Here is a 26,170-nt window from a genome sequence, read left to right as displayed (position 1 = left end):
AACTCGGCTGCACTCGACGCTGGCCTACGTCAGCCCGATGCAGTTCGAAGAAAACTGGCTCGCCGGCCAACGCCGGCAAGTCAACGCGTAGTCCAGCTATGGGATACGGAATTCAGGGGCAAGGTCAAAGAGCCGCTATCGCGCAGCGCGGTTCAACGCCGGCTGCAAGGCAGACCGCAACTGTTCGACGACGACGGACAAGGGTTGCGCGTGCAGTTCGTTCTTCCTGACGAACGCCTGCCACAGCGCTTGCCGCGACGCATCGCGCGAGAACTCGTCCGTGAGGCCGACCGGCAACTCGGCGGGCACTGCCATGCCGCGACGCTCGAACGTCGCTTTGATCGCCTGCGCCAGCAGGGTCATGTCGAAGGTTTCGCGCTCCAGCAGCACCGACAGGTCGAAGTAGTCCTTCACACGGCTGTTCGTCATGCCCAACAGCGCGATGGCATGAAGCTTCTCCGCGACGACGGTGTAGGTCGGGTAGGCCCGCAGCCGAGGTGCGGGCAGGTCATCCAGCAACACGGGATAGACCGAATCCACCGGGCCGGGCGTGACGGCATCGCCGAAGCCAACGTCGATCTGCGTCTTACAGCGCGCCCTGGCCAGTTCTCCGGCGATGACCACGCGGACACCGCCGTAGCCGGCCTCCTTGCGAATTTCCTCGACAGACACGGACGTCGGATCAAACACCATGCCATCGTCCACGGCGATGCCGGCGATGTCGCGGAAGGCCTGCGCAACAGACTCCAGGTCGCTCGCGCCGAAACCCAGCAGGTCGGCGTCGCGCGTGGCCCGATGGGGCATGTCGTACCAGAGGGTGAACAACAGCGCCCCCTTCAGCAGAAACCGATCCGCATGCGATGACTGCGCCAGGCGGTAGAGCATGCGCTCCAGCGCGAAACGCACGAGCACCTGGTTGAAGTCCGCGCCCTGCGCCTTGGCGACGTTGAGCAGGCGGGCGCGAACGGACGCGGCGAGGTTCGCGCTCATCCCACCGCCTCCAGATAGGGCCGCATCACATTGGCAACACGGCAGACCATCGCATAGCGCCACAGATCATCCGCCGAGGCCTTGCGCTGGAGCCGCACATCCTTCAGCGCCTCCAGCGCCACGTCCAGCCCGATCTTGTTGCGATGCTTGAAGCAGTCGGCCACGGTCTTGGCGACGCCATACACGCGCAGCGCCACGCCGTCGCGCTGGACCGTCTCGATGCCTTCCGCATAGACGTCGCCTGTCATTTGCACCATCCGGATGGGTGGATAGTCGATGCGTGGGACATGGCTGCCGCGCGGCATGGCAATCCAGATCTGGCGCGGCAGCTGCGTCGTCAGTTCGTGGAACTGCAGCGCAGTCAGCAGGCAGAACACGGCCTGAGGAACTTTGGTGGCAACTGTCGCCAGCCCTTCGTTCTCCGACCCGTGATGGCCTGGCAGGCGGTAGAGGCCGCGCCCCACCTTGTCCAGCAGGCCGGCGGCGGTCATGCGCGTCAGGACGATCCTGGGCGCCTCGATGGCGTCCAGATCGGCGGCGCGCAGCAGGCCCTTGCGGCCGGCAAGGTCGAGGACTCGCTGGTTGTGACTGACAGTCATGCGGCGAGTATGTTCCGTTATTTCGTCGAAAGCAACGTTTTGACGAAATATAGGAACTAGACGTAGTCGAGCGACTTGACCTGAGCCGCAGCGCCTGGCGCGACGGTCGAGCCGCTGCGATCACTTCAGCGCGGCCCGGCTACGGGCATGGCGTGTGCGAGGAGTGGCGATCTGGCCGGCCCCGCGCGAAGCGCAGTCAATCAGCACCGGCCAGTTCGCCAAGCGGGCCCGTTCACGCGCAGCGGGAAGGAAACAGGCCCGCGATCTCTTCGCACGGGAGGGCCGCGCCACTGCAACCTCGCGTGCGCAGCACGCCACGCCTGTCGCGCAGCGACGCCCGAGGGGGTGTTGCCCCGGCGGCCCAGGGGGAACGCCTGGAAGAGCCGCCCGCGTCAGGCGCCTCGGCGACCGACGCGGCCTATCCAGCCGAAGAACAGGCAGGGGGAGCGCCCCCCCTGCCCTCAACGCATCAAACCTGCGCGCAGCAACTCCGGCAACCAACGCTTGCCCGCCAGCACCGTCTGCGCCCTGCTCACCGCATCGGCCTTCTTCATGCCGGCCACCTCGCGGCCCGCTTCGACCTCTCCAGCCTCGTTCAGCGCCTCCGAGATCAGCGACTTCGGCACACGGCCGAGATAGGTTTCGCCGTTGGCTTCCCACCAGTCGGACATGTCGAGCGCTGCCGCCTCGGCCAGTGCCTGGGCGGGCTTGGCTTCGGCAGAGCCGAGCAGTGCGTTCGCGCTCAGCGCCGCGCACACCACCAGCAGTTCCTGCAGAGTTTCGGCGGACTGCTCCAGCAAGAAGCCCATCAGTTCCTTCAGGTCAGCCGGCAAACGTTCGCGCCACGCATCAACGACGGCGTGCAGGCTCTTGTGCGCGGGACTCTCAGCCAAGCCAGGCACGATCTGCAGCAGTTGCCAATTCGGGCTGCGCAGCAGACCGGAGGCGCCCCTCACCGCAAAGCGGTGCACTTCAGCGCCGCAGGTGCCCGCGAGAGGGGACTGCAGGGCTGCGCAGCAGTCCTCGCAACGCGAGGATGAGCGCCAGGCGCGAACCCGGAAGCCACCGTGCGGGGCGCAACGCGCCCTGACTCGCCCAAGGGCCTGCAATGGGCACCCTCATCACAAGACCCGGCATCCAAGCCAACCCGGCTCGCCAGAATACTGCATAAATACACAGTCAAACGCTGCAGCACGTAACGCACCTCGACGCACGCATGAACGCAGCACTGCCCCATGCAGCCACACCCCAGGAGATCCGCATGAACCAGAAGTTCTACGTCGCCTACTTCGCCATCAACCCCTACGGCCTGGACCTCCCCGTCAAGGCCATGGCTGCAGCCCGTACGGCGCTGGAGAACCGCCTGGGCGGGGCATGTCAGGTCCTGGCTGCCAAAGCCGCGTTCGAAGAGGCAGGCGGGCTGCATGCGTTCTGGCAAGGCATCTATTCACCGGCGATCACACGCTGGACCGCCGCCGCCCATCACGCCATGGACGCGGCCTACCAGGTGGTGCAACCCCACCAGGCATCCATCGAAGACATCGAACACCTCAACGCCGCGTGCATCTACGTCATCGCCGCCACCAGCTACGCCTACACCCCGGGCGAGTGGCTGGATGCCTTCACTGCCCACTTCGGCATGAGCGACCACTGCGAAACACCCCACGAGGCCGTCGTCGCTGGCCGCCGGTGGCTGACCGTCGTCCCTGGCGCCTGCCCCATCGCAGCGGCCGACCAGGAAATCCGACGCAGATCCCAACCCCATCGGCCACTCGACCCGACCCACGAGTCACACACCCAACCCAGCATCAACCGACCACGGCACACCGTCCATCACCGGAGAGCGCAGCCATGCTTCTGAACCTCAACGATCCCGACAGCATCGTGGCGTGGTGGAGGGTTCTCCCGGATCGCCATGACGACTACCTCGCCTACAAGGTCAAGGTCAGCCCCGAGTTCGCCCCTGCGATCAACGAAGCGCGCCGACGCATCGCTGCGAACTCCGATCTGCAACGGCACCTGGAGAACGCGATCGAGCGCCGCCGCGACCACGACGCGACCATGTCCAGCCGGAACTAACGGCTCAGCTCACTGCAGCTGAGGCATCAGGAACTGGCCACAGCCGCATAGCGCCGCAACCGAACTCACCCCGCAGTTGCCGTGGTTCTTGGAACCGACGGCATTGGGCTTGCTGCTTTCAGCGCAAGCCCTTTTTTGTGGGTGGACAGATCTCGATACTGGCCCGAATCTGCTCTGGCCCCACACGACACAAGCCCCCAACCACAGAAGTAGGCTCTAGGCATGTGCTCCAACTACAAGCCCGTCACCCACAATATTCGACCTCGTACGAAACGCCGCGCACGACAACCACGCGCAGGATGAACCCGATGCTGCGCGTTTGGTTCTCAGCGGAATGCTCCTCGTCAATAGCCGAGGCGTCCCTCGCTGTTGATCATGGCGATGTCCACGAACTGGCTGCCTACGTTGCTGCGGCCGAAGCTGACGGTGAAGCTGCCCAGGGTGCAGTCGCCTATGGCTGCGCAGCGTGAGGGCCAGGCCGGCAGAGCTGGCGTCGCTGCCGGTGTGCAGGGCTTCTGCAAGCACGCGTGCGGTCACATGGCCTTCGAGCTGGAAACCCGTGTAGGGCGCGGCCACGCCCTGGAGCTTCATCGCGGACTGGAAATGCAGTTGCAATGGCTGCTTGTCGCCATTGGGGCTGGGGAAGACTTGAGCCAGTGCGACGCCGCGCGCGCCAACCTGGGCGAGCCGATTGACCAGGGCGGGCGACGTATAGCTGCGCCATCAGCAGCGGTACAAGGGGAGTTCAAGGCGCAAGCCCTCCTCGTCAAACCACCATTCGCAGACATCGCCTCACAGCCGGTGTCAAAAGGTTCACTGCAATTGACACAGATCAAGGCTCGTCGATATAACCGTCACTAACCCCTCGTGGTCCTTCGAGAATCTACGCCAGTTGATGGCAAGGAGTTGCGATGTTAGACCCAGCTGGCGGAAGTCCGTCTCACAGTCCGCCCTCCACCCGTACTGAAGAAGTGAGGAGCTTTCTCTTCCTCTCCGTCGTCATGGCGCCAGTGCTCGCCGGCATGCTCGTCGCTAGCTATGGCTTCGTCGTCTGGGTCTACCAGATGTTCGCCGGCCCTCCAGGCAGCTGATGACCGACGAACTCCACATCACCAGCCTCGTGGTTCATGCACTGCCCGAGCGCTGTGCGCAAGTCCGCGACGTCATCACGACGCTGGCAGATGCGCAAATCCATGGCACCGATGCGAACGGCAAGTTCGTCGTCACGCTGGAAGCCCCCACGTCCGGCGCCATCCTCGATCAGGTGTCGCAACTCCAGCAAACGCCCGGCGTGATCGGCGTGGCCATGGTCTACCAGCACGTCGAACCGCTCGAATCCCTGAACACGGAGATCCCCCATGTCGACCACACGACGTGATTTCGTGCGGCAGTCCGCCGCAGCAGCGGCCGGCTCCGTCGCCGGCATTCCCATCGCCGTCGCGCAGACCGGCAACGCGTATGCCGATGCCTCGCAGCTGACCTGGTCCAAGGCGCCCTGCCGCTTCTGCGGCACCGGCTGCGGCGTCACCGTCGCGGTGAAGAACAACCGCGTCGTCGCCACGCAGGGCGATCCCGAGGCCGAGGTCAACAAGGGCCTCAACTGCGTGAAGGGCTACTTCCTGTCCAAGATCATGTACGGCGACGACCGGCTCACCACGCCGCTGCTGCGCATGAAGAACGGCCAGTACGCCAAGGACGGCGAGTTCCAGCCCGTCTCCTGGGACAAGGCCTTCGACGTGATGGCCGAGAAGTGGAAGGCCGCGCTCAAGGCCAAGGGCCCGACGTCGGTGGGCATGTTCGGCTCCGGCCAGTGGACGGTATGGGAAGGCTACGCCGCCTCCAAGCTGATGAAGGCGGGCTTTCGCACCAACAACATAGACCCGAACGCGCGCCATTGCATGGCCTCGGCCGTGACCGGCTTCATGCGCACCTTCGGCGCTGACGAGCCCATGGGCTGCTACGACGACATCGAGGCCGCCACCGCCTTCGTGCTGTGGGGCTCCAACATGGCGGAGATGCACCCCATCCTGTGGACGCGCGTGACCGATCGGCGCCTCAGCGGCCCCAACGTGAAGGTGGCCGTGCTGTCGACCTTCGAGCACCGCTCCTACGAGCTGGCCGACATCGAGCTGACCTTCAAGCCGCAGACCGACCTGGCCATCCTCAACTACATCGCCCACCACATCATCTCGACGGGCAAGGTCAACAAGGACTTCGTCAACAAGCACACCAACTTCAAGCTCGGCAACTCCGACATCGGCTACGGCCTGCGCCCCGACCACCCGCTGCAGAAGGCTGCCAAGAACGCGAGCGACCCGACGGGCTCCAAGCCCATCTCGTTCGACGAATACGCCAAGTTCGTTTCCACCTACACGCTGGACTACACGGCACAGCTGACCGGCGTGCCCAAGAACCGCCTGCAGGCGCTGGCCGAGCTGTATGCCGACCCCAAGACCAAGGTCATGTCCTTCTGGACCATGGGCTTCAACCAGCACACGCGCGGGACCTGGGCCAACAACCTCGTCTACAACATCCACCTGCTGACCGGCAAGATCGCCACGCCCGGCAACAGCCCCTTCTCGCTGACGGGCCAGCCCTCGGCCTGCGGCACGGCGCGCGAGGTGGGCACCTTCTCGCACCGGCTGCCGGCCGACATGGTCGTCACCAACCCCAAGCACCGCGCCCATGCCGAGGAGATCTGGAAGATCCCGCACGGCACCATTCCCGACAAGCCCGGCTTCCACGCCGTGCAGCAGAACCGCATGCTCAAGGACGGCAAGCTCAACGCCTACTGGGTGATGGTCAACAACAACATGCAGGCGGCGGCCAACCTGATGCAGGAGGGCTACCCCGGCTACCGCAACCCCGACAACTTCATCGTCGTGTCGGACGCCTATCCGACCGTCACAGCGGTGGCGGCCGACCTCATCCTGCCCAGCGCGATGTGGGTGGAGAAGGAAGGGGCCTACGGCAACGCCGAGCGGCGCACGCACTTCTGGCACCAGCTCGTCACGGCACCGGGCGACGCGCGCTCGGACCTCTGGCAGCTGATGGAGTTCTCCAAGCGCTTCAAGATCGAGGAGGTCTGGCCCGCCGAGCTGATCGCCAAGCAGCCCGAGGTGCGCGGCAAGACGCTGTTCGACGTGCTCTACCGCAACGGCCAGGTCGACAAGTTCCCGCTGGCAGACATGGACAAGGCCTACGACAACGCCGAGTCCAAGGCTTACGGCTTCTACGTGCAGAAAGGCCTGTTCGAGGAATACGCCGCCTTCGGCCGCGGCCACGGGCATGACCTGGCCCCGTTCGACGACTATCACAAGGCTCGCGGCCTGCGCTGGCCGGTCGTCAACGGCAAGGAAACGCTGTGGCGCTACCGTGAGGGTGCCGACCCCTACGTGAAGGCCGGCACCGGCTTCCAGTTCTATGGCCACCCCGACAACAAGGCCGTCATCTTCGCCCTGCCCTACGAGCCGCCGCCTGAGGCCCCGGACAAGGAATACCCGTTCTGGCTGTCCACCGGCCGCGTGCTGGAGCACTGGCACTCGGGCTCCATGACTCGCCGCGTGCCCGAGCTGCACAAAGCCGTGCCCAACGCCGTCTGCTACATGCACCCCGACGATGCCAAGGCCCTGGGCGTGCGGCGCGGCAGCGAGGTGGAGGTGGCTTCCCGCCGGGGCAGGATGAAGACGCGCGTCGAGACCCGTGGGCGCAACAAGCCGCCGCGCGGCCTCGTCTTCGTGCCCTGGTTCGATGCCAGCCAGCTGATCAACAAGGTCACGCTGGATGCCACCGACCCGATCTCGTTCCAGACCGACTTCAAGAAGTGCGCGGTCAAGATCACCAAGGTCTGAAAGGCGGAAAGTCCATGAACATCCTCCGCCACCTCGCCCTGCTGCTGTGCCTGTGCGCCAGCCTGTCCTCCGCGCAGCAGCAACCCGCCCGCAGCTTCACCGACGCGGCCCGCGGCCCCACGCCCATCACCGAGTCCACCAAACCGCCGGTGCTGGGCAACGCCATCAATGACGACGTGCGCCGCACCCGCGGCTGGGCCACGCAGCCGCCCACCATCCCGCACCGTGTGGATGGCTACCAGATCGACAAGAATTTCAACAAGTGTCTGGACTGCCACGCCCGCGCACGCACCGAGACGACCCAGGCCATCCCCGTCAGCGCCACGCACTACATGGACCGCAGCGGCCGTGTGCTCGGCCAGGTTTCCACACGCCGCTACTTCTGCATGCAATGCCACGTGGCCCAGGAGAACGCGCGGCCCCTGGTGCAGAACAACTTCCAGGACGTGGACACGGTGATCCAGCGCGCGATGCAGACGCAGAAGGCCAACGAGAAGGCCACGAAGAAGTGAGCCCTGAGTGAGCAAGACGAGGAGACCTCTGCCATGTTGAAACTCCTGAAGCGCTACTGGGTCGTCATCCGGCGGCCCAGCGTCCATTTCAGCCTCGGCTTCCTGACCATAGGCGGCTTCATCGGCGGTGTGCTGTTCTGGGGCGCCTTCAACACGGCGATGGAGCTCACCAACACGGAGAAGTTCTGCACCGGCTGTCACGAGATGCGCGACAACGTCTTCGCCGAGCTGAAGAGCACCATCCACTACACCAACCGCTCGGGCGTGCGCGCCGTCTGCTCCGACTGCCACGTGCCGCACAACTGGACGGACAAGATCGCCCGCAAGATGCAGGCTTCCAAGGAGGTGTGGGGCAAGATCTTCGGCACCATCAGCACGCGCGAAAAGTTCGTGGACAAGCGGCTGGAACTCGCCCAGCACGAATGGGCGCGGCTCAAGGCCAACGATTCGCTGGAATGCCGCAACTGCCACAACTACGACTCCATGGACTTCACGCGCCAGAGCCAGCGGGCGCAGAACATGCACTCCACCTACCTGGCCAACAAGGAAAAGACCTGCATCGACTGCCATAAGGGCATCGCGCACAAGCTGCCGCACATCCCGCCTGGCGAGGCGCCCACGGACACGCCGGGGCAGGCGGTTCCCAGCAACGGCGAGGCAGCCCGTGTCGGCAATGCCAAGCCATGAGAACGCCGCGCCGCTGCTGCAAGTCCAGTCCCTGGCCTGCCGCCGGGGCGGACGCAGCCTCTTCAAGGGCCTGAGCTTCGAACTGCACGCCGGCCAGGCCCTGGAGCTGCACGGCGCCAACGGCAGCGGCAAGACCAGCCTGCTGCGCCTGCTGGCCGGCTTGATGCCGGCAGCGGCCGGCGCGGCGTGCTGGCAGGGCCGGCCGCAGGACGTTGCCTACCTCGGCCACCTGAACGGCCTCAGCCCCGACCTCAGCGCGCTGGAGAACCTGCGCTTCGCGCAGCAACTCGTCGGCGGCGACACCGCAGCGCCTGTGGCCGCCTTGCAGGACTGGGGCATGACCGCCCTCGCCACGCGCCCGGTGCGCCGCCTCTCCCAGGGCCAGCAGCGCCGCGTCGCGCTCGCGCGCCTGGGGCTGGCGCGCCAACGCCTGTGGCTGCTGGACGAGCCCTGCGCCGGGCTGGACGACGCCGGCGAGCGCCTGTTCGACGCGCGCCTGGCGGCGCATCTGGCCGACGGCGGCCTCGCCGTCGTCGCCACGCACCAGCCGCTGCGCCTGCCGGCCGACCGCTGCCGGGCGCTGCGGCTGGGCCAGGCCGCCGCATGCTGAGCGCCGTCTTCGCCCGCGAGCTGCACATCGCGCTGCGCCGCCCGGCCGATGCGCTGGGCGGCCTGCTGTTCTTCGTGCTCGTCGCCGGCCTGTTCCCGCTGGCCATCGGGCCCGACGCCGCCCTGCTGCGCGCCATCGGCCCCGGCGTCGTCTGGGTGGCGGCGCTGCTGGCCGTGCTGATCTCGCTGCACCGCCTGTTCGAGCCTGACCTTGCCGACGGCAACCTGGAGCAATGGCTGCTCACGCCGCGCCCGCTGATGGCGCTGGTGGCGACGAAGATCGCCGCGCACTGGTGCATCGCCTGCCTGCCCCTCGTCGTCGTCGCGCCGCTGCTGGCCCTGCAGTACGGCATGAGCGGCGACGCGGCCGGCATGCTGGTGGCGGCCCTGCTGCTGGGCACACCCACGCTCGTGCTGATCGGCGCGCTGGGCGCCGCGCTGACGCTGGGCCTGCGCGGCCATGTGCTGCTGGCGCTCATCGTGCTGCCCATGAGCGTGCCGCCGCTGGTGTTCGGCTGCGCCGCCGTGTCGGCCGGTCAGCAGGGACTGCCGGCCGCGCCGCACCTGAGCCTGCTGGGCGCCTGCCTGTCGCTGGCCGCCTTCCTCTGCCCCTGGGCCAGTGCCGCCGCGCTGCGGCTGGCGCTGGAATGACCCCATGACCACACCCCACGCCCTGCCCCCCGCCACGCCGGCCCGCTGGCGGCGCTTCGCCTCGCCGCCGCTGTTCCACACGCTGGCCGGCCGCCTCGTCCCCGGATTCGCCGGCCTCGCCGCCGTGCTCGCCGTCGCCGGCCTCTATGTGGGCTTCGCCGTCGCGCCGACGGACCACCAGCAGGGCGAGGTCTACCGCATCATCTTCATCCACGTGCCGGCGGCCTGGATGTCTATGTTCATCTACCTCGTCGCGGCCCTGCATGCCGGCATCGGCCTCATCTTCGGCACGCGGCTGTCGCCGCTGCTGTCGCGTGCGCTGGCGCCCACCGGCGCGGTGTTCACCGCCATCGCGCTGTGGAGCGGCGCCGCCTGGGGCAAGCCCACCTGGGGCACCTGGTGGGTGTGGGATGCGCGCCTCACGTCCGAGCTGATCCTGCTCTTCCTCTACCTCGCCTACCTCGCCCTCGTGTCCAGCCTGGAAGACCCGAAGCGCGCCGACAACGCGGGCGCCATCCTGCTGCTGGCCGGCGTCGTCAACGTGCCCGTCATCTACTTCTCGGTGCAGTGGTGGAGCACGCTGCACCAGGGCTCCACCATCCGCTTCGACGCCGCGCCGACGATGACGCACACCATGCTCATCGGCATGCTGCTGATGACCGCCGCCTGCTGGGCCTACAGCATCGCCACCGCGCTGGCCCGCGTGCGCTGCCTCATCGCCGAACGCGCCGCCCTTGAGAACGCGGAATGACCATGGACCACGACTTCTACCTCGCTCTCGCCTACGGCGTGTCGGCCCTGCTCGTCGCGGCCGAGGCACTGCTGCTGTGGCGCCGCTGCATGCGCGCGAAAGGCCTCGAATGAAGCCCCGCCAGCGCCGCCTGCTCTTCGTGCTGCTCGGCCTCGCCGCCGTGTCCATCGCCACGGCCCTGGTGCTGAACGCACTCAACAGCAATGTGACCTTCTTCTACAGCCCCACGCAGGTCAACGCCGGCGAGGCGCCGCGCCAGGCCGCGTTCCGGCTCGGCGGCCTCGTCGAGACGGGCTCGCTGCAGCGCGCGGCCGACGGGCTGGACCTGCGCTTCACCGTCACCGACGGCGCACACCGCATCCCCGTGCGCTACCGCGGCCTGCTGCCCGACCTGTTCCGCGAGGGCAAGGGCGTCGTCGTCTCGGGCCGGCTGACCGACGCCGTCTTCACCGCCACCGAGGTGCTGGCCAAGCACGACGAGAACTACATGCCGCCACCCGCCGCCGCCGCGCTGGAGCAGGCGCGCGACAAGGGCGCCGCCAAGTGATCCCGGAGATCGGCGTCTTCGCGCTCGTGCTGGCCCTGCTCGTGGCCGCCGTGCAGGCGCTGCTGCCGCTGGCCGGCGCGCAGTGGGGCTTGGCCAGCTGGATGCGCGTCGCCCGCCCGGCTGCGGCGCTGCAATGCCTGTTCGTCTGGCTTGCCTTGGGCTGCCTGGCCCATGCCTTCCTCACCGGCGACTTCTCGGTGCGCTACGTCGCGTCCAATTCGCATTCCGAGCTGCCGGCCGTCTACCGCTTCACGGCCGTGTGGGGCAGCCACGAAGGCTCCATGCTGCTGTGGCAGGCCCTGCTGTCGGCGTGGACGCTGGCCGTCGCGCTGCGCAGCCGCGCGCTGCCGCCGGCCTTCGCGGCGCGCGTGCTCGGCGTGATGGGCCTGCTCAGCGTCGGGCTGCTGCTGTTCCTGCTGCTGCTCTCCAATCCCTTCGACCGCCTCGTGCCCGCCCCCGCCGAGGGCCGCGACCTGAACCCGCTGCTGCAGGACCCCGGCATGGTGCTGCACCCGCCGCTGCTCTACATGGGCTATGTCGGCTTCTCGGTGGCCTTCGCCTTCGGCATCGCGGCGCTGCTGTCGGGCGAGCTGAACGCCGCGTGGGCGCGCTGGTCGCGGCCATGGACGCTGGCGGCGTGGAGCTTCCTCACGCTCGGCATCCTGCTCGGCAGCGCCTGGGCCTACTACGTGCTCGGCTGGGGCGGCTGGTGGTTCTGGGACCCGGTGGAGAACGCGTCCTTCATGCCCTGGCTGGTGGGCACCGCGCTGATCCATTCGCTCGTCGTCAGCGACCACCGCGGCGCCTTCCGCGGCTGGACGGTGCTGCTCGCCATCGCCGCCTTCTCGCTGAGCCTGCTGGGCACCTTCCTCGTCCGCTCAGGCGTGCTTACGTCCGTGCACGCCTTCGCGGTGGACCCCGGCCGCGGCCTCTACATCTTGTGCTTCATGGTCGCCGTCGTCGGCAGCTCGCTGCTGCTGTTCGCCTGGCGCGCGCCCACCATCGGGCAGGGCGGACGCTTTGCGGCGCTGTCGCGCGAGACACTGCTGCTCGTCAACAACGTGCTGTTCGCCAGTGCCGCGCTGGCCGTGCTGACCGGCACCCTGTACCCACTGCTGCTGGACGTGCTGGGCGGCGACAAGATCTCCGTCGGCCCGCCCTACTTCGAGGCCGTCTTCGTGCCGCTGGTCGTGCCCGCGCTGGTGCTGATGGGCGTGGGCCCGATGGCGCGCTGGAAGCGCGCGGCCCTGCCCGAGCTGCGCGTGCAGCTGCGCTGGGCGCTGGCGGCCAGCGGCATCTGCGCGTGGCTGCTGGGCTGGCTGCTGCCGCGCGAGCCGGGGCAGACGTGGACGCCCTTCTCCGCCTTCGGCCTGCTGCTGGCCGCATGGTGCGTGTGCAGCGCAGCGGCCCACGCCTGGCAACGCCTGCAGGGCCACCGCATCGCGCGGCAGCCGCGCGCCTGGTGGGGCATGCTCGCCGCGCATGCCGGCATGGGCCTGTTCGTGTTCGGCGTCACGCTGTCCGGTGGCTTCGAAAGCAAGCGCGAGCTGAGCCTGGCGCCGGGCGTGCCGGTCAGCGTCGGCGGCTTCGAGTTCCGCCTCGGCGCGACGCAGGCCGTCCGGGGCCCCAACTACGACGCGCAGCGAGCCGCCGTCACGGTCAGCCGCGAGGGCCGCGAGCGGCTCACGCTGTATCCCGAGAAGCGCGTCTACCGCACCCAGGCCATGCCCATGAGCCAGGCCGCCATCCACAGTGGCCTGCAGCGCGACCTGCTGGTTGGCTTGGGCGAACCGCTGTCCGATGGCGCATGGACGGTGCGCATCCAGGTGAAGCCTTTCCTTGCCTGGATTTGGATAGGCTGTGCGCTGATGGCATTGGGTGGCCTGCTTGCATTGGCAGACCGCCGCTATAGCGCAGCCAGGACGCGCCAGCACGGAGCCGCAGCGCTGCCCGTCGGAGATCCGGCCTGATGCGCTACCTGCTGCCGTTGCTGGCCTTCCTTGCACTGGCCGTCGCCCTGGGCCTTGGCTTGCAGCGCGACCCACGCGCCCTGCCCTCGGCGTTGATCGACCAACCCGCCCCCGCCATCGACCGCCCGCTGCTGCACGACGCGAGCCGCCGCCTGGACACCGCCCAGATGCGCGGGCAGGTCTGGCTGCTGAACGTGTGGGCCTCCTGGTGCGAGCCCTGCCGCAGCGAGCTGCCGGCGCTGAAGGTGCTGTCCACGCGCGACGGCGTGGCGCTGTTCGGCCTGAACTACAAGGACCGCGACGGCCCGGCGCGCGCCATGCTGGAGCAGGTCGGCAACCCCTACCTCGCCTCGGCGGTGGACGCCGACGGCCGCGTGGGCATGGACTTCGGCGTGCACGGCGTGCCCGAAACCTTCGTCATCGACGGCGCCGGCCGCGTGCGCTATCGGCACACCGGGCCGGTCACGGCCGAGGTGTGGCGCGACCAGTTGATGCCCGTCGTGAGGTCGCTGAAATGAGGCAGCTGCTGATCGGCCTCTCGCTGCTCGCCTGCAGCGCCGGCGCCCTCGCCGACATCGACGCCCGCGAGGCCGCGCTGGCCGCGCAACTGCGCTGCGTCGTCTGCCAGAACCAGACCGTCGCCGAGTCCAACGCACCGCTGGCGACCGACATGCGCCGCGAGATCCGCGCGCAGTTGCATGCCGGCCGCAGCGATGCCGATGTGCTGGCCTTCTTCGAGCAGCGCTACGGCGCCTTCGTGCGCTACACGCCGCCGCTGCGGCCGTCCACGTGGCTGCTGTGGGGCCTGCCCTTCGTGCTGGGCCTGGCCGGCCTCGCCGCCCTCGTCGCCACGCTGCGGCGGCGCAACCAGGCCGTGCCCGCCGAGCCACTCGACGACGCACAGCGCGAGCGCGCCCGCCGGCTGCTCGACAGGGAGGACGCATGACCTCCACGCTCTGGCCCCTGTGGCCCCTATGGGCCGTCGCCCTCACGCTGCTGCTGCTGGCCCTGGCCGGTCTGCTGTGGCCGCTGCTGCGCGAGCCGGGCCACGCGCCGGCCGACGCACGGCAGCGCCTGCGCGAGCTCTACCGCCACAAGCACGCCGAGCTCGATCAGGAAGCCCTGAGCCCTGCCGAGCGCCAACAGGCGCTGGACGAACTGCAGCTCGCGCTGCTGCACGACCTGGACGCCGCCGGCCCGGCGCCCGCTCGGTGCGACGGCCCGTGGCACCGGCACCTGCCCGCCGCGCTGCTCAGCGTGGCGCTGCCCGTGGCCGCGCTGGCGCTCTACCTGCACGCCGGCGACCCGCGCGCCGTGGCCGAGCTGGCGCGGGCCGAGCCGGCCATGCACGAAAGCGGCGGCACCCAGGTCGAGACCGCCGTGCAGAAGCTGGCCGAACGCCTGCGCACCGACCCCGACGACCTGCAGGGCTGGCTGGTGCTGGCACGTTCGCAGGAGACGATGGAGCACTTCGACGACGCCGTGCAGTCGTTCCGTCAGGCCATTGCCGCCGCCGAGCGCCAGCAGGCGCCCGCCGGGCTGCTGGCGCGGCTGCACGCCGACCTCGCCGATGCGCTGGCCTCCACGCAGGGAGGCGAGCTTGGCGGCCCGGCGCAGCAGGCCATCGCCGCCGCGCTGGCGCTGCAGGCCGATCAGCCCAAGGCCCTCGCGCTGGCCGGCGCGAGCGCGCTGCGCCGTGGCGACGTGGGCGACGCGCGCCAGCACTGGCAGCGCCTGCTGGGCCTGCTGGAGCCCGGCTCGCCGCTGGCGCTGCGCGTCGAGGCCGACCTGCAGCGGCTGGCCGAGCCGGCACCGACCGCGCCCACCAACCCGCCCGCCGCCGCGCAGCTCGGCGCCCGCATCACGGTAGACGCCGCACTCGCCGCGCGCCTGCCGCCGCAGGCCACGGTTTTCGTCGTCGTGCGCCCGGCGGGAGAGCGCATGCCCGCCGCCGTGCTGCGCCTGCGCGCCAGCGAGCTGCCGGCCGAGGTCGCCATCGACGACCGCCACGCCATGTCCCCCGAGCGGCCGCCGTCGCGCTTCGAACGCGTCACCGTGCAGGCGCGCATCAGCCTGTCGGGCCAGGCCACGCGCCAGCCGGGCGACTGGAGCAGCGCCGAACTGCCCGCGCGGCGCGGCCAGCAGGGGCTGGTCCTGCACGTCGGCGCGCCCGCGCAGCAACAACCTTGACGCCGGTCAAACGGCGCACCGGCCCGACTTGAACCAGATCAAGGCCGCATCGCGGTCGCGGGGTCAGCATGGCGCACCATGTCCCACCCCGCCTCCGCGACCGCGCCCAGCTGCTGCGCCGGCCTGCGCCAAACGCTGATCCACGGCTGGCAGCAGGACTTCCCGCTGCATCCCTCGCCGTTCCGCCTGATGGCCGCGCGCAGCGGCGCCACGCCGCGCGAGCTGATCGCCGTGTGCCGCGAACTGCAGCAGCGCGGCGCCCTACTGCCCGTGCGCGTGCGCTGGGGCCCCATGCTGCGGCGCGAGCACTGGCGGCTGGCCTTCGATGCGCCGGCCGGCTTCACGCGCGCGCTGGCGGCGCTGCCCGGCTGCTACCGCATCGAGCACGCGCCCGCCAGCAACCCCAGCACCTGGGCCGAGATCGAGGTGCTGGAAGAAGCCGCGCTGCAGCGCCAACTGGAGCGGCTGCCGCAGCCGCCCGTGGCGCGGTTGCGCCTGCGCGTGCTGCCCGCCGACGCCACGCTGTGCTGCGACCACCCGCAGCTGGCCGCCAGCGTGGAGCAGGGGCTGCCGCTGAGCGCCAAGCCCTTTGCCGACTGCGGCAAGCAGCTGGGCTGCAGCGAACACCGCGTGCTCGCGCACCTGGGCGCGTGGCGGCGCAGCGGCCAGATCGACGGCCTGGTGCTGAAGCCGCCGCCCCCACCCGTGGCCCAGGCGGGCCTGCTGGCGCTGTGGGAAGGGCTGCAGCCCGACACCGCCCTGCGGGACTGGCTGCACGCGCAGCACGACGTGGACCGCGTCGTGCAGGGCGCGGGCACGGCAGACTGGCCCTGGCGGCTGAGCGTGGTGCTGCGCACGACGACGCAGCTGGAGGCCCAGCCCTGGCGCGAACGCCTGGCCGAGACCGCGCTGGCGCCGGCGCCCGACCACTGCCTGCCGCTGCGCATCGAGCAGCCGCGCGATCAGGGCCTGCTGTTCAGCGGGTAGTTGGCCAGCCGCTGCACGTCGGCGATCAGGATGCGGCGCCCGTCCACGCGCAGCAGCCCGCCGTCCTCCAGTTCGCGCAGCACGCGCGAGAAGTACTCCGGCGTCAGCGACAGGCGCGACGCCAGCGTCGCCTTGCTGACCGGCAGCTCCACCGTGCAGGCGCCATCGTCGTCGCCGGCATCGCGCAGCAGGTAGCCGATGACGCGCTGCAGGCCCGACTGCAGCGCATAGGCCTGCACGTCGCTCACCAGGCCGTGCAGCCGCCGGCTCAGGCCGGCCAGCATGTGCAACGCCAAGCGCTGGTCGGCCGCCATGGCCTGCAGCACGGCCTCGCGCGGCAGCACCAGCAGCTGCGTGTCGCCCAGCGCCTGCGCGTTCACCGGGCTGGGGCGGCCCAGGAACATCAGCGCCTCGGCAAAGCTCTGGCCGGGCCCGATCAGCTCGATGACCTTCTCGTTGCCATTGGGCGCCAGCACGAAGAGCTTGACCGGCGGGCCCAGGTTGACGAAGAAGGCCTCGCAGGCATCACCCGCGCACAGCGCGAAGGCGCCGCGCTCCAGCGCGCGCAGCCGCGTTGCGGCGGCCAGGCGCTGCAGCGAGGCCGGGGCTATCTCGCTGAACAGCGGCAGGCGCCGCAGGCAGCGCTCGATGGCCGCGCCGTCCATGCTCACCCCGGCCGCCCATCCACGCGCGGGCGGCCCAGCCAGCCGCCCTGGCGCCAGGCCCAGGCGGTAGCCACCGCCGCCCACAGCGCGGCGGCGGGCAGCAGGCCGGCCGTGAGCCCCAGCGCCACCGCCACGCGCAGCAGCACGCCCAGCTGCAGCAGCCTGTACAGCGCCCAGCCCAGGCGGTCGATGGCCAGCGGCCGGCCGCTGTGCCCGGCCGCGACACGCGTGACCATGGCCATCAGCGTGCAGCCCAGCCAGCCCAGCGTCAGCGCATGCAGCGGCGTCGCGCCCAGGCCGGCCCGGCCCGCCGCCTGCAGCGCCAGCGAGACGGCCTGCAGGCCCATCGCCAGCCCCAGCCAGGCGAAGCCGCCCTGCAGCATGGCCAGCAGCCGCCGCGACTCGCCCGCCAGGCGGCCCAGCAGCAGCGCGCGCAGCGCCGGGGCCAGCAGGGCCAGCGAGGCCGCCGCCAGCGGCGGCGCCAGCAGCCAGGGCGGCAGGCCGCCCACGTCTGCGGCGGCGGCCAGCACCAGGCCGCCGGCCATGGGCAGCGCGGCCGCACCGGCCAGCGCCAGCAAGCGATGGGAGGCGACGGCGAACACCGGCACGATGAAGCCCCACAGCCCCAGCCGCAGCGCGGCGCGCAGCAGCACCGTGTCGGCCTCCAGCAGCGACAGGCAGGCCAGCAGCATGGCCGCCACGCCGACCAAGCAGGCCAGCAGCAGCCAGCGCGCATGCGCGCCGGGCGCCCGCAGCAGCGTTGCAAAGCGCAGGCTTAGACGCAGCCAGCCGCAAGCGGCGGTGGCCATGCCCAGCGCGGCCAGCCAGGGGCCTGCATGCACGCCCACGAGGACGAGCAGCCAGCCCGCTGCCCACTGCGCCAGCGCCGTCAGCAGCACGTGCGCGTCCAGAGCGGGCCGACCCAGCCAGCGGGGCGCTGCCGTGAACAGGAAGCCGGCCATGAAGGCCGGCATGAAGCCCAGCGTGAACAGCAGACCATGTGCCAGCCCGGGTGCAACGGCCCAGGGCAGCGCGACACCCAGGTGCCGGGCCAGCAGCACGCCCAGCCACCACAGGGCCAGCAGGCCCATGGCCGCGGCGCCCACGGCAAAACCCAGCCGGTGCGGTGCGCTCAGCAGCCGAGCTGCGCGCCAGGCCGGCGCGGCCCTATCCACCGAGCACATGCATGTCGGCCCGTTCGATGCGGATGACGCTCAGGCGCTCGCGTTGTTCGGAGTAGGCATCGCTGCGCTGCGTCCAGATGTCGGCCAGGCGCTCACGCAGCAGGGTCTCGCTGCCATGCGCGCCGCGCAGCAGCGGGCGCAGGTCGTGGCCGGTAGCGCCGAACAAACAGGTGTAGAGATGGCCGTCGGCCGTCAGCCGCGCGCGCGTGCAGTCGCCGCAGAAGGCCTGGCTGACGCTGCTGATGAAGCCGATCTCGCCCGCCCCGTCCATGTAGCGCCAGCGCTCGGCCGTCTCGCCGGCACGCGTGGCCGGCAACGGCAGCAGCGGCCAGCGTGCGGCGATGCGCGCGCGCAGCTTGGCGCTGGGCAGCACCTCGTCGCGCCGCCAGCCGTTGTGGCGGCCGGCATCCATGAACTCGATGAAGCGCAGCACCAGGCCGCTGCCGCGTAAATGCTCGGCCAATGGCAGGCACTCGCCGTCGTTGACGGCGCGCCGCACCACCATGTTGACCTTGATGCGCTCGAAGCCTGCGCGCTGGGCGGTGTCCAGCCCGCGCAGCACCTCGCTGCAATGCGGCAACGGCAGCATCGCCACGCCGCACCCGAGCGAGCTGTTCGGCGACGACTGGCAGGACTGGGGCATGGACGCCCCGGCCAGCGAGGGCGACACGACGGCCCCGCCCGCTTGAGTTCAGCTGGCCATGGCGTCGGCAGCGGCATGGCGCCTCACGGGGCGCAGCGTGAAGACGGCCGGATCGCGCGCACAGTCCAGCAGCAGATGGCGCACGCGCTCCTGCCACAGCACGCAAAAGCGCTGCTGCTCATCGGCGCCGGCCTTGCCGGCAATGCACAGCTCCAGCAGCGGCTGCAGTCGCGGGTCCGCGGGCACGTTCATCAGGTCCACGCCCACATCCACCGCCTCGCGCGTGTCCCGGCGCGTGAAGCGCAGCAGCGTCAGCAGCTCGGGCTTGTAGCGCAGCAGCCCGGCGCGGCCGAAACGCCCGCCCAGGCCCTTGAAGCCCGAGCCACCGGCCGCGCCCGTCAGCAGTTGCACGACCGTGGCGACCACGCCGCTGCTGCCCGAGCGCGCGTCGTCGCGGAACTCGACCTGGATGCCGCCGCGCTGCGGCAAGCTGCCAGGGTAGAGATGCTCCAGCGCCAGATAGGTCAGCCAGTAGGCGCTGGCCACGGTCGGGCAGGCATGGCCGGTCAGGCGCACGGCGTCGCCGAAACCGTATTCCAGCAGGCCGTCGTCGGCACTGCCCAGCAGGCGGGCGAGAGGATCCTGCACGCGCAGACGGGGTACGGCGTCGAAGTAGTCAGGCAGGGTCATGATGACAGCGGGAGAAGGTTGGAGACGGCATGCTGTAGCGCCGCAGATCGCCAGGCCTTGATGCAGCTCAAGTACCGGCCAACAGCCAGAGTTGCAGAAAGCCGAACGGGCTCTTCGTCACGGCGACGCTCACCATCCAACCCACGACGGCCAGCGCACCCAGCCAGGCTGCGGCACGCAGCGCCAGCCGCCGGCCGGGCCGCAGCGCGACCACGCCCAGCCCGATGTAGACCAGCAGGCCGATGATCTTGGCCAGCAGCCACGGCGCCTGCAGAGGCGACAGCCGCAGCGTCCAGGCCAGCGCGAGCGCCGACAGCAGCAGCACCGAGTCAACCAGATGCGGCAGCGTCTTCGCGGCGCGGCTGGCCGCCCACCGCGCGCCCAGCAATGCCGCCGCGCCCCGAAGCGCGAAGCCGGCAATGGACAGCGCGACCGCGCCCTGGTGGATGGCCTTGATGGTGAAGTAGTCCATGAGGCTCAACCCGGCCGACCGTCGAGGCGCGGCCGCGACAGCACCGGCCAGTAGCGCACGGCATACAGGCCGAAGCCCAGCGACCACAGCGTGGCCGAGGCCTGCACGGCCGGCACGGTCCACGCCGGGTTCAGCAGCGGCAGGCCTACGCGCACCAGTGCCGCCAGCAGCACCGCGACGTAGCAGGCCACCTCGTAGCGATCGGCCCGCAGCGGCCGGCCGGTGTGGCCGCGCGCGGTGCGCGTCATCATGCCGATGACGAGGCCGCCCACGGCGCCCACGGCCAGCGCATGCACGGCCAGCGACGGCATCACCCAGCCCAGCTCGGCGCCCGCGCGCAGCAGCAAGTGCACAGGAATCCAGGCATAGGCCGCATGCAGCACCCACACCAGGGGCACGCGCCGCGTGCGCCAGGGCTGCCACAGCGCCAGCCGCCCGGCGTGGGCCAGGCCCGCCAGCACCGCCACGGCCGCAGCAGGCCAGCCGGACAGGCCCATCAGGTCCACCGCGCCCAGCGCGAGCACGCTGCCGAGCGCCAGCTTCTCCAGATGCGGCCGGCGCGCGGCCTGCGTGCCGGGCACGCCGTTGTTGGTGAACATGGGGATCACGCGCCCGCCCATAACGACAAGGATGAAGAGCACCACGTCCAGCGCCAGCTGCGTGCCTGGCAGCACGGTGGCATCGACGAGGCCGAGCTGGCCCAGGTGGATGGCGCCGGCCGCCACCGCCAGCAGCAGCAACAGCCCGATGAAGAAGTAGTTGCGTTGGTTCCGCGCCCGGATGAAGGGCACGGCCAGCGCGCCGGCGGCGGCCAGCGGGAAGACGACGTTGACGACCGCTGCCGCCACCGCGAACGGAGTCAGCACCAGCACGCGGCCGGCCACCCACAGCAGCGCCAGCGCGGCGAGCAGCCAGCCGCTGGGCGTGGGCAGTTGCGTCCAGTTGTGGCCGGCGGTGAACAGGAAGCCGACGATGACGGCCAGCGTGAAGCCGAACAACATCTCGTGCGCATGCCACAGCGGGCCGGCGAGATAGGCATGGCCCAGCAGGCCGCTGAACTGCAGCGCCCAGAGCGGCACGGACAGCGCCGCGAACACGCTGGCCAGCAGGTAGAAGGGCCGGAAGCCCAGCGCGAAGAGCGCGAAGCCGCTGCGCGGCGCGCGCGGCGATTCTTCAAGACGGATCAGTGCCATGGGAGTCCTTGAACTTGAGGCGCCAGGCCAGCGCCGCGCCGGCCACGACGGCGGCGAAGGCGGCAATGGCCAGCGCATTGCCTGCCGCTCCGGCGGCGAGCAGGCCGGGGCCGCCGAGCAACCGCAGCGCGAGCGACGCATGCAGCAGCAACAGCGGCAGATACCAGGGCCAGCCGAAGGCCAGCTTGACGCCGGCGATGGCGGGCAGGATGACGGGCGCATGGCCGAACACCATGCTGGTGACAAAGCCCAGGCCCAGCGCGTGCAGCGCCGCGTCCCGCCACGGCCAGCCCAGTGACGTGGCGGCCCAGGCGGCGCCGGCCACGAGCAGCCAGGCATAGCCGGCCAGCAGGCACACGGCCATGTAGCGCGCCAGGCCTTGCGCGCGCACGGTGCGCCGGGCGATGTCGAAGGCCAGCAGCCACAGGGCCAGGGCCGCGAGCGCGAGGCCGTACAACGCGTCGTGCAGCGCCGCGCCCGCCAGCAGCGCCGCGAGGATGGCGTGCAGCGCCACCACCGCGCCCGGCTGGCGCCGCATCAGCCGCGTCATCTCCAGCCGCTCGGCGGCGATGGTCAGCACCAGGAAGGCGAACCACCAGGGCAGCGCGCCGCCCAGGCCGAACGCATGCGCCAGGCTGCCCACGGCCCAGCAGGCCGCGCCGACCAGCAGCAGGGTCGTGTGGGCCGCGCGCTGGCGGCGCACGATGACGACGTTGACGGCCACGAAGGCCAGCGCCGCCGCGACGACCAGCCCTGCGGCCAGCCGCCCTGCCCCGCCCAGCTGCGCGATGCCCGCCGCCGCCGAGGCCAGCGGGCCGGCGAAGCACAGCGGGTGCTTCACCGCCACGGCACGCTCCACGCCGATGACGGTGCCGAGCACGGCGCAGATCATCAGCAACCCATGCGCCACCGCCGCCTGCCCCAGCCAGTCGCCCGCGGACGGCAGCGCCACGCCGGCACGCAGCAGGCCGCCGGCCATGCCGGCCAGCAGCGCGAGCGGCACGGCAGCGGCCAGCGGCAGCAGGGGCCATTTCAACGGACGCTTGCGCATGGCGGCCCCGTCACCAGCCCATGAACTTCTTGGCGCTGGCGCTCATGCGGTCGGTGGTCCAGGGCGGCTCCCAGACCAGCTCGATGTCCACGGTCATGGCGGGCGGCGCGATGCTCTCCAGCTCGCATTGCGCATCGTCCAGGATGACGTCGGTCACCGGGCAGGCGGCCGACGTCATCGTCATCACCACATGCAGGCGCTCATCCGTCACCGTGACCGCATAGACCAGGCCGACGTTGACGATGCTCATCGCCACCTCCGGGTCCACCACGCGGTGCAGCGCCTGCAGGATGGGCTCGCGCAGCGCGTCGGGGCCGGCGTAGGCGTAGTTCTCCTCGCGCTTCATGCCGCCCTCGCACGGTGGAAGTGCAGCACGCCGGCCAGGGCCTTTCGGTTGCGGCTGATGTCGGCCAGCGTGTAGCGGTCCAGCACGGCATGGAAGGCGTCCACCGCCTCGGCCAGCACGCCCTTGAGGCGGCAGCTGGGCGCGATGGCGCAGTGGCTGGGCTCGGCGCCGAAGCACTCGGCCGGCCGGGCGGCGCCCTCGGTGTCGCGCACGACGCGGCCGATGCCGATCTGCTCGGCCGGCAGGGCCAGCACCAGGCCGCCGCCCTTGCCGCGCAGCGTGGCCACCCAGCCGCAGCGGGCCAGGTGGTGGACGACCTTGGTGAGGTGGTTGGGCTTGATGTCGAAGGCCGCGCAGATCTCGCCCACCGTGGCCCGGCGGTCGGGCTCGGTGGCGAGGTAGATCAGCACGCGCAGGCTGTAGTCGGTGAAGGCGGTGAGCTTCATCGGGTCTCCACGGCCGCCCCCGCCGGCAGCGGCTGGCGCGCCGGGCGGCGCAGCAGCCAGAGGGCGTAGCAGGCCAGGAAGGCGCTGCCGGCAGCGAACACGATATCGCCTGGCACGCGCAGCCACACGAAGGCCTCCATCAGTGGCGAGTGCATGACCTCCGGCGAACGCGCATACCAGAGGCCCTTCGTGATGCTGGCATGGGCCTGGTAGATGCCGGCCGGCAGCAGCGACATGAAGACCATCATCGCCAGACCGATGTTCAGGCTCCAGAAGGCGGGCTTCAGGAACTTGTCGGCGTGCAGGTGGCGCTCATAGAGCCCACGCAGGCAGAACAGCATCAGGCCTATGCCCAGCATGCCGTAGACGCCGAACAGCGCCGCGTGGCCGTGGGCCGCCGTCATGTTCAGGCCCTGCACGTAGTACAGCGAGGCCGGCGGGTTGATCGCGAAGCCCAGCAGGCCGGCGCCCACCGTGTTCCAGAAACCCACGGCGACGAAGCTCAGGATCACCCACTTGTAGGCGCCCAGCCAGGCCACGCCCTTGGAGCGGCGATACGTCTGCAGCGCCTCCAGGCCGATCAGCGTCAGCGGCACGACCTCCAGCGCCGAGAAGACGGCGCCGACGGCAATGACCGACGTGGGCGTGCCCGTCCAGTACAGGTGGTGCAGCGTGCCCAGGATGCCGCCGAACAGGAAGACGATGGTCTCGGCCACGATGGCCCGGTTGGCCGACGCGGCGCGGATGAGGCCCAGGTTGGTGAAGATCAGCGCGACGACGGCGGTGGCGAAGACCTCGAAGAAGCCCTCCACCCACAGGTGCACCAGCCACCAGCGCCAGTACTCGATCATGGAGTAGTGGGTGTGCTGGCCCCAGGTGAGCGAGGTCGCGTAGAAGCCGCCGATGCAGGTGGCCGACAGGAAGACCATGGCGATGAGGCCACGCGTTTCCGACGGCTTCTTCAGCGCCGGCCACAGCGCGCGGCCCAGCAGCGCGACCCAGAACAGCAGGCCGATGAACAGCAGGATCTGCCAGAAGCGGCCCATGCTCGTGAACTCCAGGCCCTGGTTGCCGAACCAGAAGCTGAAGTCGATGCCGCGGTGCTGCAGCGTGCCCAGCCAGCCGGTGGCGGTCGAGCCCAGCACGACGATGACGAGGGCCCAGAACAGCAGGTCCACGCCGAGCTTCTGCAGCTTCGGCTCGCGCCCCGACAGCAGCGGCGCGACGTACAGGCCGGTGGCCAGCCAGGCGGTGGCGATCCAGAAGATGCCCACCTGCGTGTGCACCGTGCGGCTGACGGTGTAGGGCAGCAGGTCGGCCAGCGGGAAGCCGAAGAAGGACTGGCCCTCCACCGCATAGTGGGCCGTGACGATGCCCATCGCGATCTGCAGCAGCATCAGCGCGATGACGACGAAGAAGTACTTGCGCGTGGCCTTCATCGATGGCGTGGCGCGCGCACCCAGCAACGGGTCGGCCTGGGGCACCTCGGCGGCTTCCTCGTGCGCGTCGCCCTTGTGCAGCCACAGCATGGCCGCGATGCCGGCGAGCAGCAGGATGATGCTGACCATGGACCACATCGCCGCCGACGCGCTCATCGTGTTGCCCACCAGCGGCTCGTGCGGCCAGTTGCTGGTGTAGGACAGGCCGGCCTCGCCGGGCCGGTCCGTCGTCGCGGCCCAGGCGCTCCAGAAGAAGAACGCCGTCAGCGCCTGGCGCTGCTGCGCATCGGGCAGCGTGCCGGGCGTCATCGCGTACTGCTCGCGCAGCGTGTCGAGAGCGGGATCGCTGCCGAACAGGCCGTCGTAGTGGGCAGCGACCTCGCGGATGGCGGCGGCGCGCTGCGGCGACACCTTCACGATGCCGGTCGTGTCGTCATAGGTGTTGCGGCGCATCTCGGCGCGCACACGCGCGGCCGTCGCGTCGGCGTCGCCGGCATCGCGCCGCGCCGTCAGCGCCACCGCCTCGCGGTGCAGCCAGTCGGCCGACCAGTCCGGCGCCACATAGGCGCCATGACCCCAGACCGTGCCCAGCTGCTGGCCGCCAGCCGACATCCAGGCCTGCTGGCCGAGCTGGATCTGCTCGCCGGTGAACAGCAGCTCGCCCTCGGTCGTGACGACCTGCTTCGGGATGGGCGGCGCAAAGAGATAGATCTGCCAGCCCAGATAGCCCAGGGCCCCGAACGACAGGACGAAGATCAGCCCCAGCCAGCGCCAGAGCCTGCGTGTCGATTTCATGATGTGCCTTTGTGGATGTGCAGTTGTCGTTCAGGCGCCGCCGCAGAAGCCGCAGCAGCCGCCTTCGCCATGGCCGGCGAGCCGGGTGATGCGCACGCGCCAGACGTCGGGACCGTGGATGAGGTCTTCCCAGGAGAAGCGCCCTGACTGTTCAGCGAGGAACGGCGAGTACAGCGACCGCAGGTCCTGGTCGTTGACGAGTTCCATGCCCTCACCGTCGCCCAGCGCACGGATGGCGTTGAAGACCCGTGGAAGCCTTTCCTGAGGCGCCAGGGGCCGCAGGTCGATTCGGTTACCGTAGGTGATCAGCGTCATGCTTGCTCCTTAATATGCATTTCATATGCACATTTTTGAAGCCGACAGCCCGCTACGGTTTGATGTCCGTCAAACAGCGTGCAATTCAGGGCCCGGTCGCAGGTGTGTCTTACGGCCCCTCGATTGCCGCACCTGGCTCACAGTGGAGAGGATGGAACTCCGTGGAAATCTACGCAACGCGCGGCATGCAGTAACTTGCGCAGTAACTCGGCTCCGCGTGGAACGAGATCGCGAGCACTGATGCGGCTTGGCAGTTCGTTTTCGATCCTCCTCCTCTCCACCACCAGATCGTTCGCAGGCGTTCGCAGACGTCCGCAAAGCACTGAAAAATCAAGCACTTAGCGGATTTTCGTGTTCGCTGGCATCCGTGGATGCCCTCCTTGTTGGCGCCGACCGAACTTTGACCACCCGCGCCGATTGAATCTTGACCAGGGGGCGGAGGCCGTCGCGATGACGGCCATCTGTGGATAAGTCTAGTCCTGATGCGTTGGCGGGTCCTCCGTGCTGG

Annotated in this window: 32 protein-coding genes; 18 read left to right on the top strand and 14 right to left on the bottom strand. The window is 70.0% G+C overall.

What is annotated here, in order from left to right:
- Positions 1-135: 135 nt before the first annotated feature.
- The 3 genes from ACG00X_RS23385 to ACG00X_RS23375 all read right to left on the bottom strand — a co-directional run bounded on the left by ACG00X_RS23385 (position 136) and on the right by ACG00X_RS23375 (position 2,560).
- Positions 136-990, bottom strand: coding sequence for a nucleotidyl transferase AbiEii/AbiGii toxin family protein (locus ACG00X_RS23385; RefSeq protein ID WP_394492140.1), 855 nt, complete (start codon positions 988-990; stop codon positions 136-138).
- Positions 987-1,589 (bottom strand): type IV toxin-antitoxin system AbiEi family antitoxin domain-containing protein, encoded by a 603-nt coding sequence (locus tag ACG00X_RS23380; RefSeq protein WP_394492138.1) that lies wholly within the window; start codon positions 1,587-1,589, stop codon positions 987-989. The genes ACG00X_RS23385 and ACG00X_RS23380 overlap by 4 nt, the downstream gene beginning before the upstream one ends.
- Before the next feature lie 461 nt (positions 1,590-2,050).
- Entirely contained in the window at positions 2,051-2,560 is a 510-nt protein-coding gene (locus tag ACG00X_RS23375) for a hypothetical protein (RefSeq protein WP_394492136.1), read from the bottom strand.
- A gap of 290 nt (positions 2,561-2,850) precedes the next feature.
- Between ACG00X_RS23375 and ACG00X_RS23370 the strand changes: the two genes are divergently transcribed.
- From ACG00X_RS23370 to ACG00X_RS23290, 17 genes are all read left to right on the top strand, one after another.
- Complete coding sequence (locus ACG00X_RS23370; protein WP_394492134.1) at positions 2,851-3,450, top strand: hypothetical protein; 600 nt, start codon at positions 2,851-2,853, stop codon at positions 3,448-3,450.
- Positions 3,441-3,668 carry a hypothetical protein gene (locus ACG00X_RS23365; RefSeq protein WP_394492132.1) on the top strand — a complete coding sequence of 76 codons (228 nt, stop codon included), beginning with the start codon at positions 3,441-3,443 and terminating at the stop codon, positions 3,666-3,668. The genes ACG00X_RS23370 and ACG00X_RS23365 overlap by 10 nt, the downstream gene beginning before the upstream one ends.
- Before the next feature lie 381 nt (positions 3,669-4,049).
- A complete protein-coding gene (locus ACG00X_RS23360) occupies positions 4,050-4,529 on the top strand; it encodes a hypothetical protein (protein WP_394492129.1) in 480 nt (159 codons plus the stop codon).
- A 50-nt stretch (positions 4,530-4,579) separates the two neighbouring features.
- Positions 4,580-4,759 (top strand): periplasmic nitrate reductase, NapE protein, encoded by a 180-nt coding sequence (gene napE, locus ACG00X_RS23355; RefSeq protein ID WP_394492127.1) that lies wholly within the window; start codon positions 4,580-4,582, stop codon positions 4,757-4,759.
- On the top strand, positions 4,759-5,046 hold the full coding sequence (locus ACG00X_RS23350; RefSeq protein ID WP_394492124.1) for a chaperone NapD: 288 nt from the start codon (positions 4,759-4,761) through the stop codon (positions 5,044-5,046). Before napE ends, ACG00X_RS23350 begins: the two co-directional genes overlap by 1 nt.
- Entirely contained in the window at positions 5,027-7,519 is a 2,493-nt protein-coding gene (gene napA, locus ACG00X_RS23345; protein ID WP_394492121.1) for a periplasmic nitrate reductase subunit alpha, read from the top strand. The genes ACG00X_RS23350 and napA overlap by 20 nt, the downstream gene beginning before the upstream one ends.
- Positions 7,520-7,533: 14 nt before the next feature.
- On the top strand, positions 7,534-8,031 hold the full coding sequence (locus tag ACG00X_RS23340) for a nitrate reductase cytochrome c-type subunit (protein WP_394492118.1): 498 nt from the start codon (positions 7,534-7,536) through the stop codon (positions 8,029-8,031).
- A gap of 33 nt (positions 8,032-8,064) precedes the next feature.
- Complete coding sequence (locus ACG00X_RS23335; protein WP_394492116.1) at positions 8,065-8,718, top strand: cytochrome c3 family protein; 654 nt, start codon at positions 8,065-8,067, stop codon at positions 8,716-8,718.
- On the top strand, positions 8,705-9,328 hold the full coding sequence (ccmA, locus tag ACG00X_RS23330; RefSeq protein ID WP_394492113.1) for a cytochrome c biogenesis heme-transporting ATPase CcmA: 624 nt from the start codon (positions 8,705-8,707) through the stop codon (positions 9,326-9,328). Before ACG00X_RS23335 ends, ccmA begins: the two co-directional genes overlap by 14 nt.
- The gene (gene ccmB / locus ACG00X_RS23325; protein WP_394492111.1) at positions 9,322-9,978 is read left to right on the top strand and encodes a heme exporter protein CcmB; all 657 of its coding nucleotides are present in this window, start codon (positions 9,322-9,324) and stop codon (positions 9,976-9,978) included. Before ccmA ends, ccmB begins: the two co-directional genes overlap by 7 nt.
- A gap of 4 nt (positions 9,979-9,982) precedes the next feature.
- Complete coding sequence (gene ccmC, locus ACG00X_RS23320) at positions 9,983-10,729, top strand: heme ABC transporter permease CcmC (RefSeq protein ID WP_394492109.1); 747 nt, start codon at positions 9,983-9,985, stop codon at positions 10,727-10,729.
- A 109-nt stretch (positions 10,730-10,838) separates the two neighbouring features.
- Positions 10,839-11,276: a cytochrome c maturation protein CcmE gene (gene ccmE / locus ACG00X_RS23315; protein ID WP_394492107.1), complete on the top strand. Its 438-nt coding sequence runs from the start codon at positions 10,839-10,841 to the stop codon at positions 11,274-11,276.
- A complete protein-coding gene (locus ACG00X_RS23310) occupies positions 11,273-13,246 on the top strand; it encodes a heme lyase CcmF/NrfE family subunit (RefSeq protein ID WP_394492105.1) in 1,974 nt (657 codons plus the stop codon). Before ccmE ends, ACG00X_RS23310 begins: the two co-directional genes overlap by 4 nt.
- Positions 13,246-13,764: a DsbE family thiol:disulfide interchange protein gene (locus ACG00X_RS23305; RefSeq protein ID WP_394492103.1), complete on the top strand. Its 519-nt coding sequence runs from the start codon at positions 13,246-13,248 to the stop codon at positions 13,762-13,764. Before ACG00X_RS23310 ends, ACG00X_RS23305 begins: the two co-directional genes overlap by 1 nt.
- Positions 13,761-14,192 carry a cytochrome c-type biogenesis protein gene (locus ACG00X_RS23300; RefSeq protein WP_394492101.1) on the top strand — a complete coding sequence of 144 codons (432 nt, stop codon included), beginning with the start codon at positions 13,761-13,763 and terminating at the stop codon, positions 14,190-14,192. Before ACG00X_RS23305 ends, ACG00X_RS23300 begins: the two co-directional genes overlap by 4 nt.
- The gene (ccmI, locus tag ACG00X_RS23295; protein WP_394492099.1) at positions 14,189-15,436 is read left to right on the top strand and encodes a c-type cytochrome biogenesis protein CcmI; all 1,248 of its coding nucleotides are present in this window, start codon (positions 14,189-14,191) and stop codon (positions 15,434-15,436) included. Before ACG00X_RS23300 ends, ccmI begins: the two co-directional genes overlap by 4 nt.
- Before the next feature lie 78 nt (positions 15,437-15,514).
- Positions 15,515-16,423, top strand: a complete 909-nt coding sequence (locus ACG00X_RS23290; protein ID WP_394492097.1) for a hypothetical protein — start codon at positions 15,515-15,517, stop codon at positions 16,421-16,423.
- Here ACG00X_RS23290 and ACG00X_RS23285 read toward each other — a convergent pair.
- From ACG00X_RS23285 to ACG00X_RS23275, 3 genes are read right to left on the bottom strand one after another with little or no spacing between them, the layout of a single operon-like run.
- A complete protein-coding gene (locus ACG00X_RS23285) occupies positions 16,399-17,088 on the bottom strand; it encodes a Crp/Fnr family transcriptional regulator (protein WP_394492144.1) in 690 nt (229 codons plus the stop codon). The two genes, ACG00X_RS23290 and ACG00X_RS23285, sit on opposite strands and share 25 nt — an antisense overlap.
- A gap of 2 nt (positions 17,089-17,090) precedes the next feature.
- Complete coding sequence (locus ACG00X_RS23280) at positions 17,091-18,263, bottom strand: NnrS family protein (RefSeq protein ID WP_394492095.1); 1,173 nt, start codon at positions 18,261-18,263, stop codon at positions 17,091-17,093.
- Positions 18,256-18,777, bottom strand: coding sequence for a GTP 3',8-cyclase MoaA family protein (locus ACG00X_RS23275; protein WP_394492093.1), 522 nt, complete (start codon positions 18,775-18,777; stop codon positions 18,256-18,258). The genes ACG00X_RS23280 and ACG00X_RS23275 overlap by 8 nt, the downstream gene beginning before the upstream one ends.
- Positions 18,778-18,787: 10 nt before the next feature.
- On the opposite strand from ACG00X_RS23275, the gene ACG00X_RS23270 reads away from it, so the two are divergent.
- The gene (locus ACG00X_RS23270) at positions 18,788-18,961 is read left to right on the top strand and encodes a DUF3079 domain-containing protein (protein WP_394492091.1); all 174 of its coding nucleotides are present in this window, start codon (positions 18,788-18,790) and stop codon (positions 18,959-18,961) included.
- 2 nt (positions 18,962-18,963) lie between these two features.
- On the opposite strand, the gene ACG00X_RS23265 is transcribed toward ACG00X_RS23270, so the two are convergent.
- From ACG00X_RS23265 to ACG00X_RS23230, 8 genes are all read right to left on the bottom strand, one after another.
- Positions 18,964-19,605, bottom strand: coding sequence for a hypothetical protein (locus ACG00X_RS23265; protein ID WP_394492088.1), 642 nt, complete (start codon positions 19,603-19,605; stop codon positions 18,964-18,966).
- Positions 19,606-19,672: 67 nt separating this feature from the next.
- The gene (locus tag ACG00X_RS23260; RefSeq protein ID WP_394492086.1) at positions 19,673-20,077 is read right to left on the bottom strand and encodes a SirB2 family protein; all 405 of its coding nucleotides are present in this window, start codon (positions 20,075-20,077) and stop codon (positions 19,673-19,675) included.
- Between the two features lie 5 nt (positions 20,078-20,082).
- Positions 20,083-21,270 (bottom strand): NnrS family protein, encoded by a 1,188-nt coding sequence (locus ACG00X_RS23255; RefSeq protein WP_394492083.1) that lies wholly within the window; start codon positions 21,268-21,270, stop codon positions 20,083-20,085.
- Positions 21,251-22,321 carry a hypothetical protein gene (locus tag ACG00X_RS23250; protein WP_394492081.1) on the bottom strand — a complete coding sequence of 357 codons (1,071 nt, stop codon included), beginning with the start codon at positions 22,319-22,321 and terminating at the stop codon, positions 21,251-21,253. Before ACG00X_RS23250 ends, ACG00X_RS23255 begins: the two co-directional genes overlap by 20 nt.
- A 10-nt stretch (positions 22,322-22,331) precedes the next feature.
- Positions 22,332-22,667: a metal-sulfur cluster assembly factor gene (locus ACG00X_RS23245; protein ID WP_394492079.1), complete on the bottom strand. Its 336-nt coding sequence runs from the start codon at positions 22,665-22,667 to the stop codon at positions 22,332-22,334.
- Positions 22,664-23,113, bottom strand: coding sequence for an Rrf2 family transcriptional regulator (locus ACG00X_RS23240; protein WP_394492077.1), 450 nt, complete (start codon positions 23,111-23,113; stop codon positions 22,664-22,666). Before ACG00X_RS23240 ends, ACG00X_RS23245 begins: the two co-directional genes overlap by 4 nt.
- Positions 23,110-25,347: a nitric-oxide reductase large subunit gene (locus ACG00X_RS23235; protein WP_394492075.1), complete on the bottom strand. Its 2,238-nt coding sequence runs from the start codon at positions 25,345-25,347 to the stop codon at positions 23,110-23,112. Before ACG00X_RS23235 ends, ACG00X_RS23240 begins: the two co-directional genes overlap by 4 nt.
- Before the next feature lie 30 nt (positions 25,348-25,377).
- Positions 25,378-25,662: a DUF2249 domain-containing protein gene (locus ACG00X_RS23230; RefSeq protein WP_394492073.1), complete on the bottom strand. Its 285-nt coding sequence runs from the start codon at positions 25,660-25,662 to the stop codon at positions 25,378-25,380.
- Between the last annotated feature and the right edge of the window lie 508 nt (positions 25,663-26,170).

The sequence above is a fragment of the Pelomonas nitida genome, from assembly GCF_043555975.1.
In the GTDB taxonomy this organism is placed as follows: domain Bacteria; phylum Pseudomonadota; class Gammaproteobacteria; order Burkholderiales; family Burkholderiaceae_C; genus Pelomonas; species Pelomonas nitida.
The sequence above is the reverse complement of the archived record's forward strand: the minus strand, read 5'-3'. Positions and strand labels throughout refer to the sequence as shown.

Coding starts and splice junctions, on each gene's coding strand:
- ACG00X_RS23385 (WP_394492140.1), bottom strand. CDS start 990: ATGAGCGCGAACCTCGCCGCGTCCGTTCGCGCCCGCCTGCTCAACGTC.
- ACG00X_RS23380 (WP_394492138.1), bottom strand. CDS start 1,589: ATGACTGTCAGTCACAACCAGCGAGTCCTCGACCTTGCCGGCCGCAAG.
- ACG00X_RS23370 (WP_394492134.1), top strand. CDS start 2,851: ATGAACCAGAAGTTCTACGTCGCCTACTTCGCCATCAACCCCTACGGC.
- ACG00X_RS23365 (WP_394492132.1), top strand. CDS start 3,441: ATGCTTCTGAACCTCAACGATCCCGACAGCATCGTGGCGTGGTGGAGG.
- ACG00X_RS23360 (WP_394492129.1), top strand. CDS start 4,050: ATGTCCACGAACTGGCTGCCTACGTTGCTGCGGCCGAAGCTGACGGTG.
- napE (WP_394492127.1), top strand. CDS start 4,580: ATGTTAGACCCAGCTGGCGGAAGTCCGTCTCACAGTCCGCCCTCCACC.
- ACG00X_RS23350 (WP_394492124.1), top strand. CDS start 4,759: ATGACCGACGAACTCCACATCACCAGCCTCGTGGTTCATGCACTGCCC.
- napA (WP_394492121.1), top strand. CDS start 5,027: ATGTCGACCACACGACGTGATTTCGTGCGGCAGTCCGCCGCAGCAGCG.
- ACG00X_RS23340 (WP_394492118.1), top strand. CDS start 7,534: ATGAACATCCTCCGCCACCTCGCCCTGCTGCTGTGCCTGTGCGCCAGC.
- ACG00X_RS23335 (WP_394492116.1), top strand. CDS start 8,065: ATGTTGAAACTCCTGAAGCGCTACTGGGTCGTCATCCGGCGGCCCAGC.
- ccmA (WP_394492113.1), top strand. CDS start 8,705: ATGCCAAGCCATGAGAACGCCGCGCCGCTGCTGCAAGTCCAGTCCCTG.
- ccmB (WP_394492111.1), top strand. CDS start 9,322: ATGCTGAGCGCCGTCTTCGCCCGCGAGCTGCACATCGCGCTGCGCCGC.
- ccmC (WP_394492109.1), top strand. CDS start 9,983: ATGACCACACCCCACGCCCTGCCCCCCGCCACGCCGGCCCGCTGGCGG.
- ccmE (WP_394492107.1), top strand. CDS start 10,839: ATGAAGCCCCGCCAGCGCCGCCTGCTCTTCGTGCTGCTCGGCCTCGCC.
- ACG00X_RS23305 (WP_394492103.1), top strand. CDS start 13,246: ATGCGCTACCTGCTGCCGTTGCTGGCCTTCCTTGCACTGGCCGTCGCC.
- ACG00X_RS23300 (WP_394492101.1), top strand. CDS start 13,761: ATGAGGCAGCTGCTGATCGGCCTCTCGCTGCTCGCCTGCAGCGCCGGC.
- ccmI (WP_394492099.1), top strand. CDS start 14,189: ATGACCTCCACGCTCTGGCCCCTGTGGCCCCTATGGGCCGTCGCCCTC.
- ACG00X_RS23290 (WP_394492097.1), top strand. CDS start 15,515: ATGTCCCACCCCGCCTCCGCGACCGCGCCCAGCTGCTGCGCCGGCCTG.
- ACG00X_RS23285 (WP_394492144.1), bottom strand. CDS start 17,088: ATGGACGGCGCGGCCATCGAGCGCTGCCTGCGGCGCCTGCCGCTGTTC.
- ACG00X_RS23275 (WP_394492093.1), bottom strand. CDS start 18,777: ATGGTGGTGCGGCGCGCCGTCAACGACGGCGAGTGCCTGCCATTGGCC.
- ACG00X_RS23270 (WP_394492091.1), top strand. CDS start 18,788: ATGCGCTCGAAGCCTGCGCGCTGGGCGGTGTCCAGCCCGCGCAGCACC.
- ACG00X_RS23265 (WP_394492088.1), bottom strand. CDS start 19,605: ATGACCCTGCCTGACTACTTCGACGCCGTACCCCGTCTGCGCGTGCAG.
- ACG00X_RS23260 (WP_394492086.1), bottom strand. CDS start 20,077: ATGGACTACTTCACCATCAAGGCCATCCACCAGGGCGCGGTCGCGCTG.
- ACG00X_RS23255 (WP_394492083.1), bottom strand. CDS start 21,270: ATGGCACTGATCCGTCTTGAAGAATCGCCGCGCGCGCCGCGCAGCGGC.
- ACG00X_RS23250 (WP_394492081.1), bottom strand. CDS start 22,321: ATGCGCAAGCGTCCGTTGAAATGGCCCCTGCTGCCGCTGGCCGCTGCC.
- ACG00X_RS23245 (WP_394492079.1), bottom strand. CDS start 22,667: ATGAAGCGCGAGGAGAACTACGCCTACGCCGGCCCCGACGCGCTGCGC.
- ACG00X_RS23240 (WP_394492077.1), bottom strand. CDS start 23,113: ATGAAGCTCACCGCCTTCACCGACTACAGCCTGCGCGTGCTGATCTAC.
- ACG00X_RS23235 (WP_394492075.1), bottom strand. CDS start 25,347: ATGAAATCGACACGCAGGCTCTGGCGCTGGCTGGGGCTGATCTTCGTC.
- ACG00X_RS23230 (WP_394492073.1), bottom strand. CDS start 25,662: ATGACGCTGATCACCTACGGTAACCGAATCGACCTGCGGCCCCTGGCG.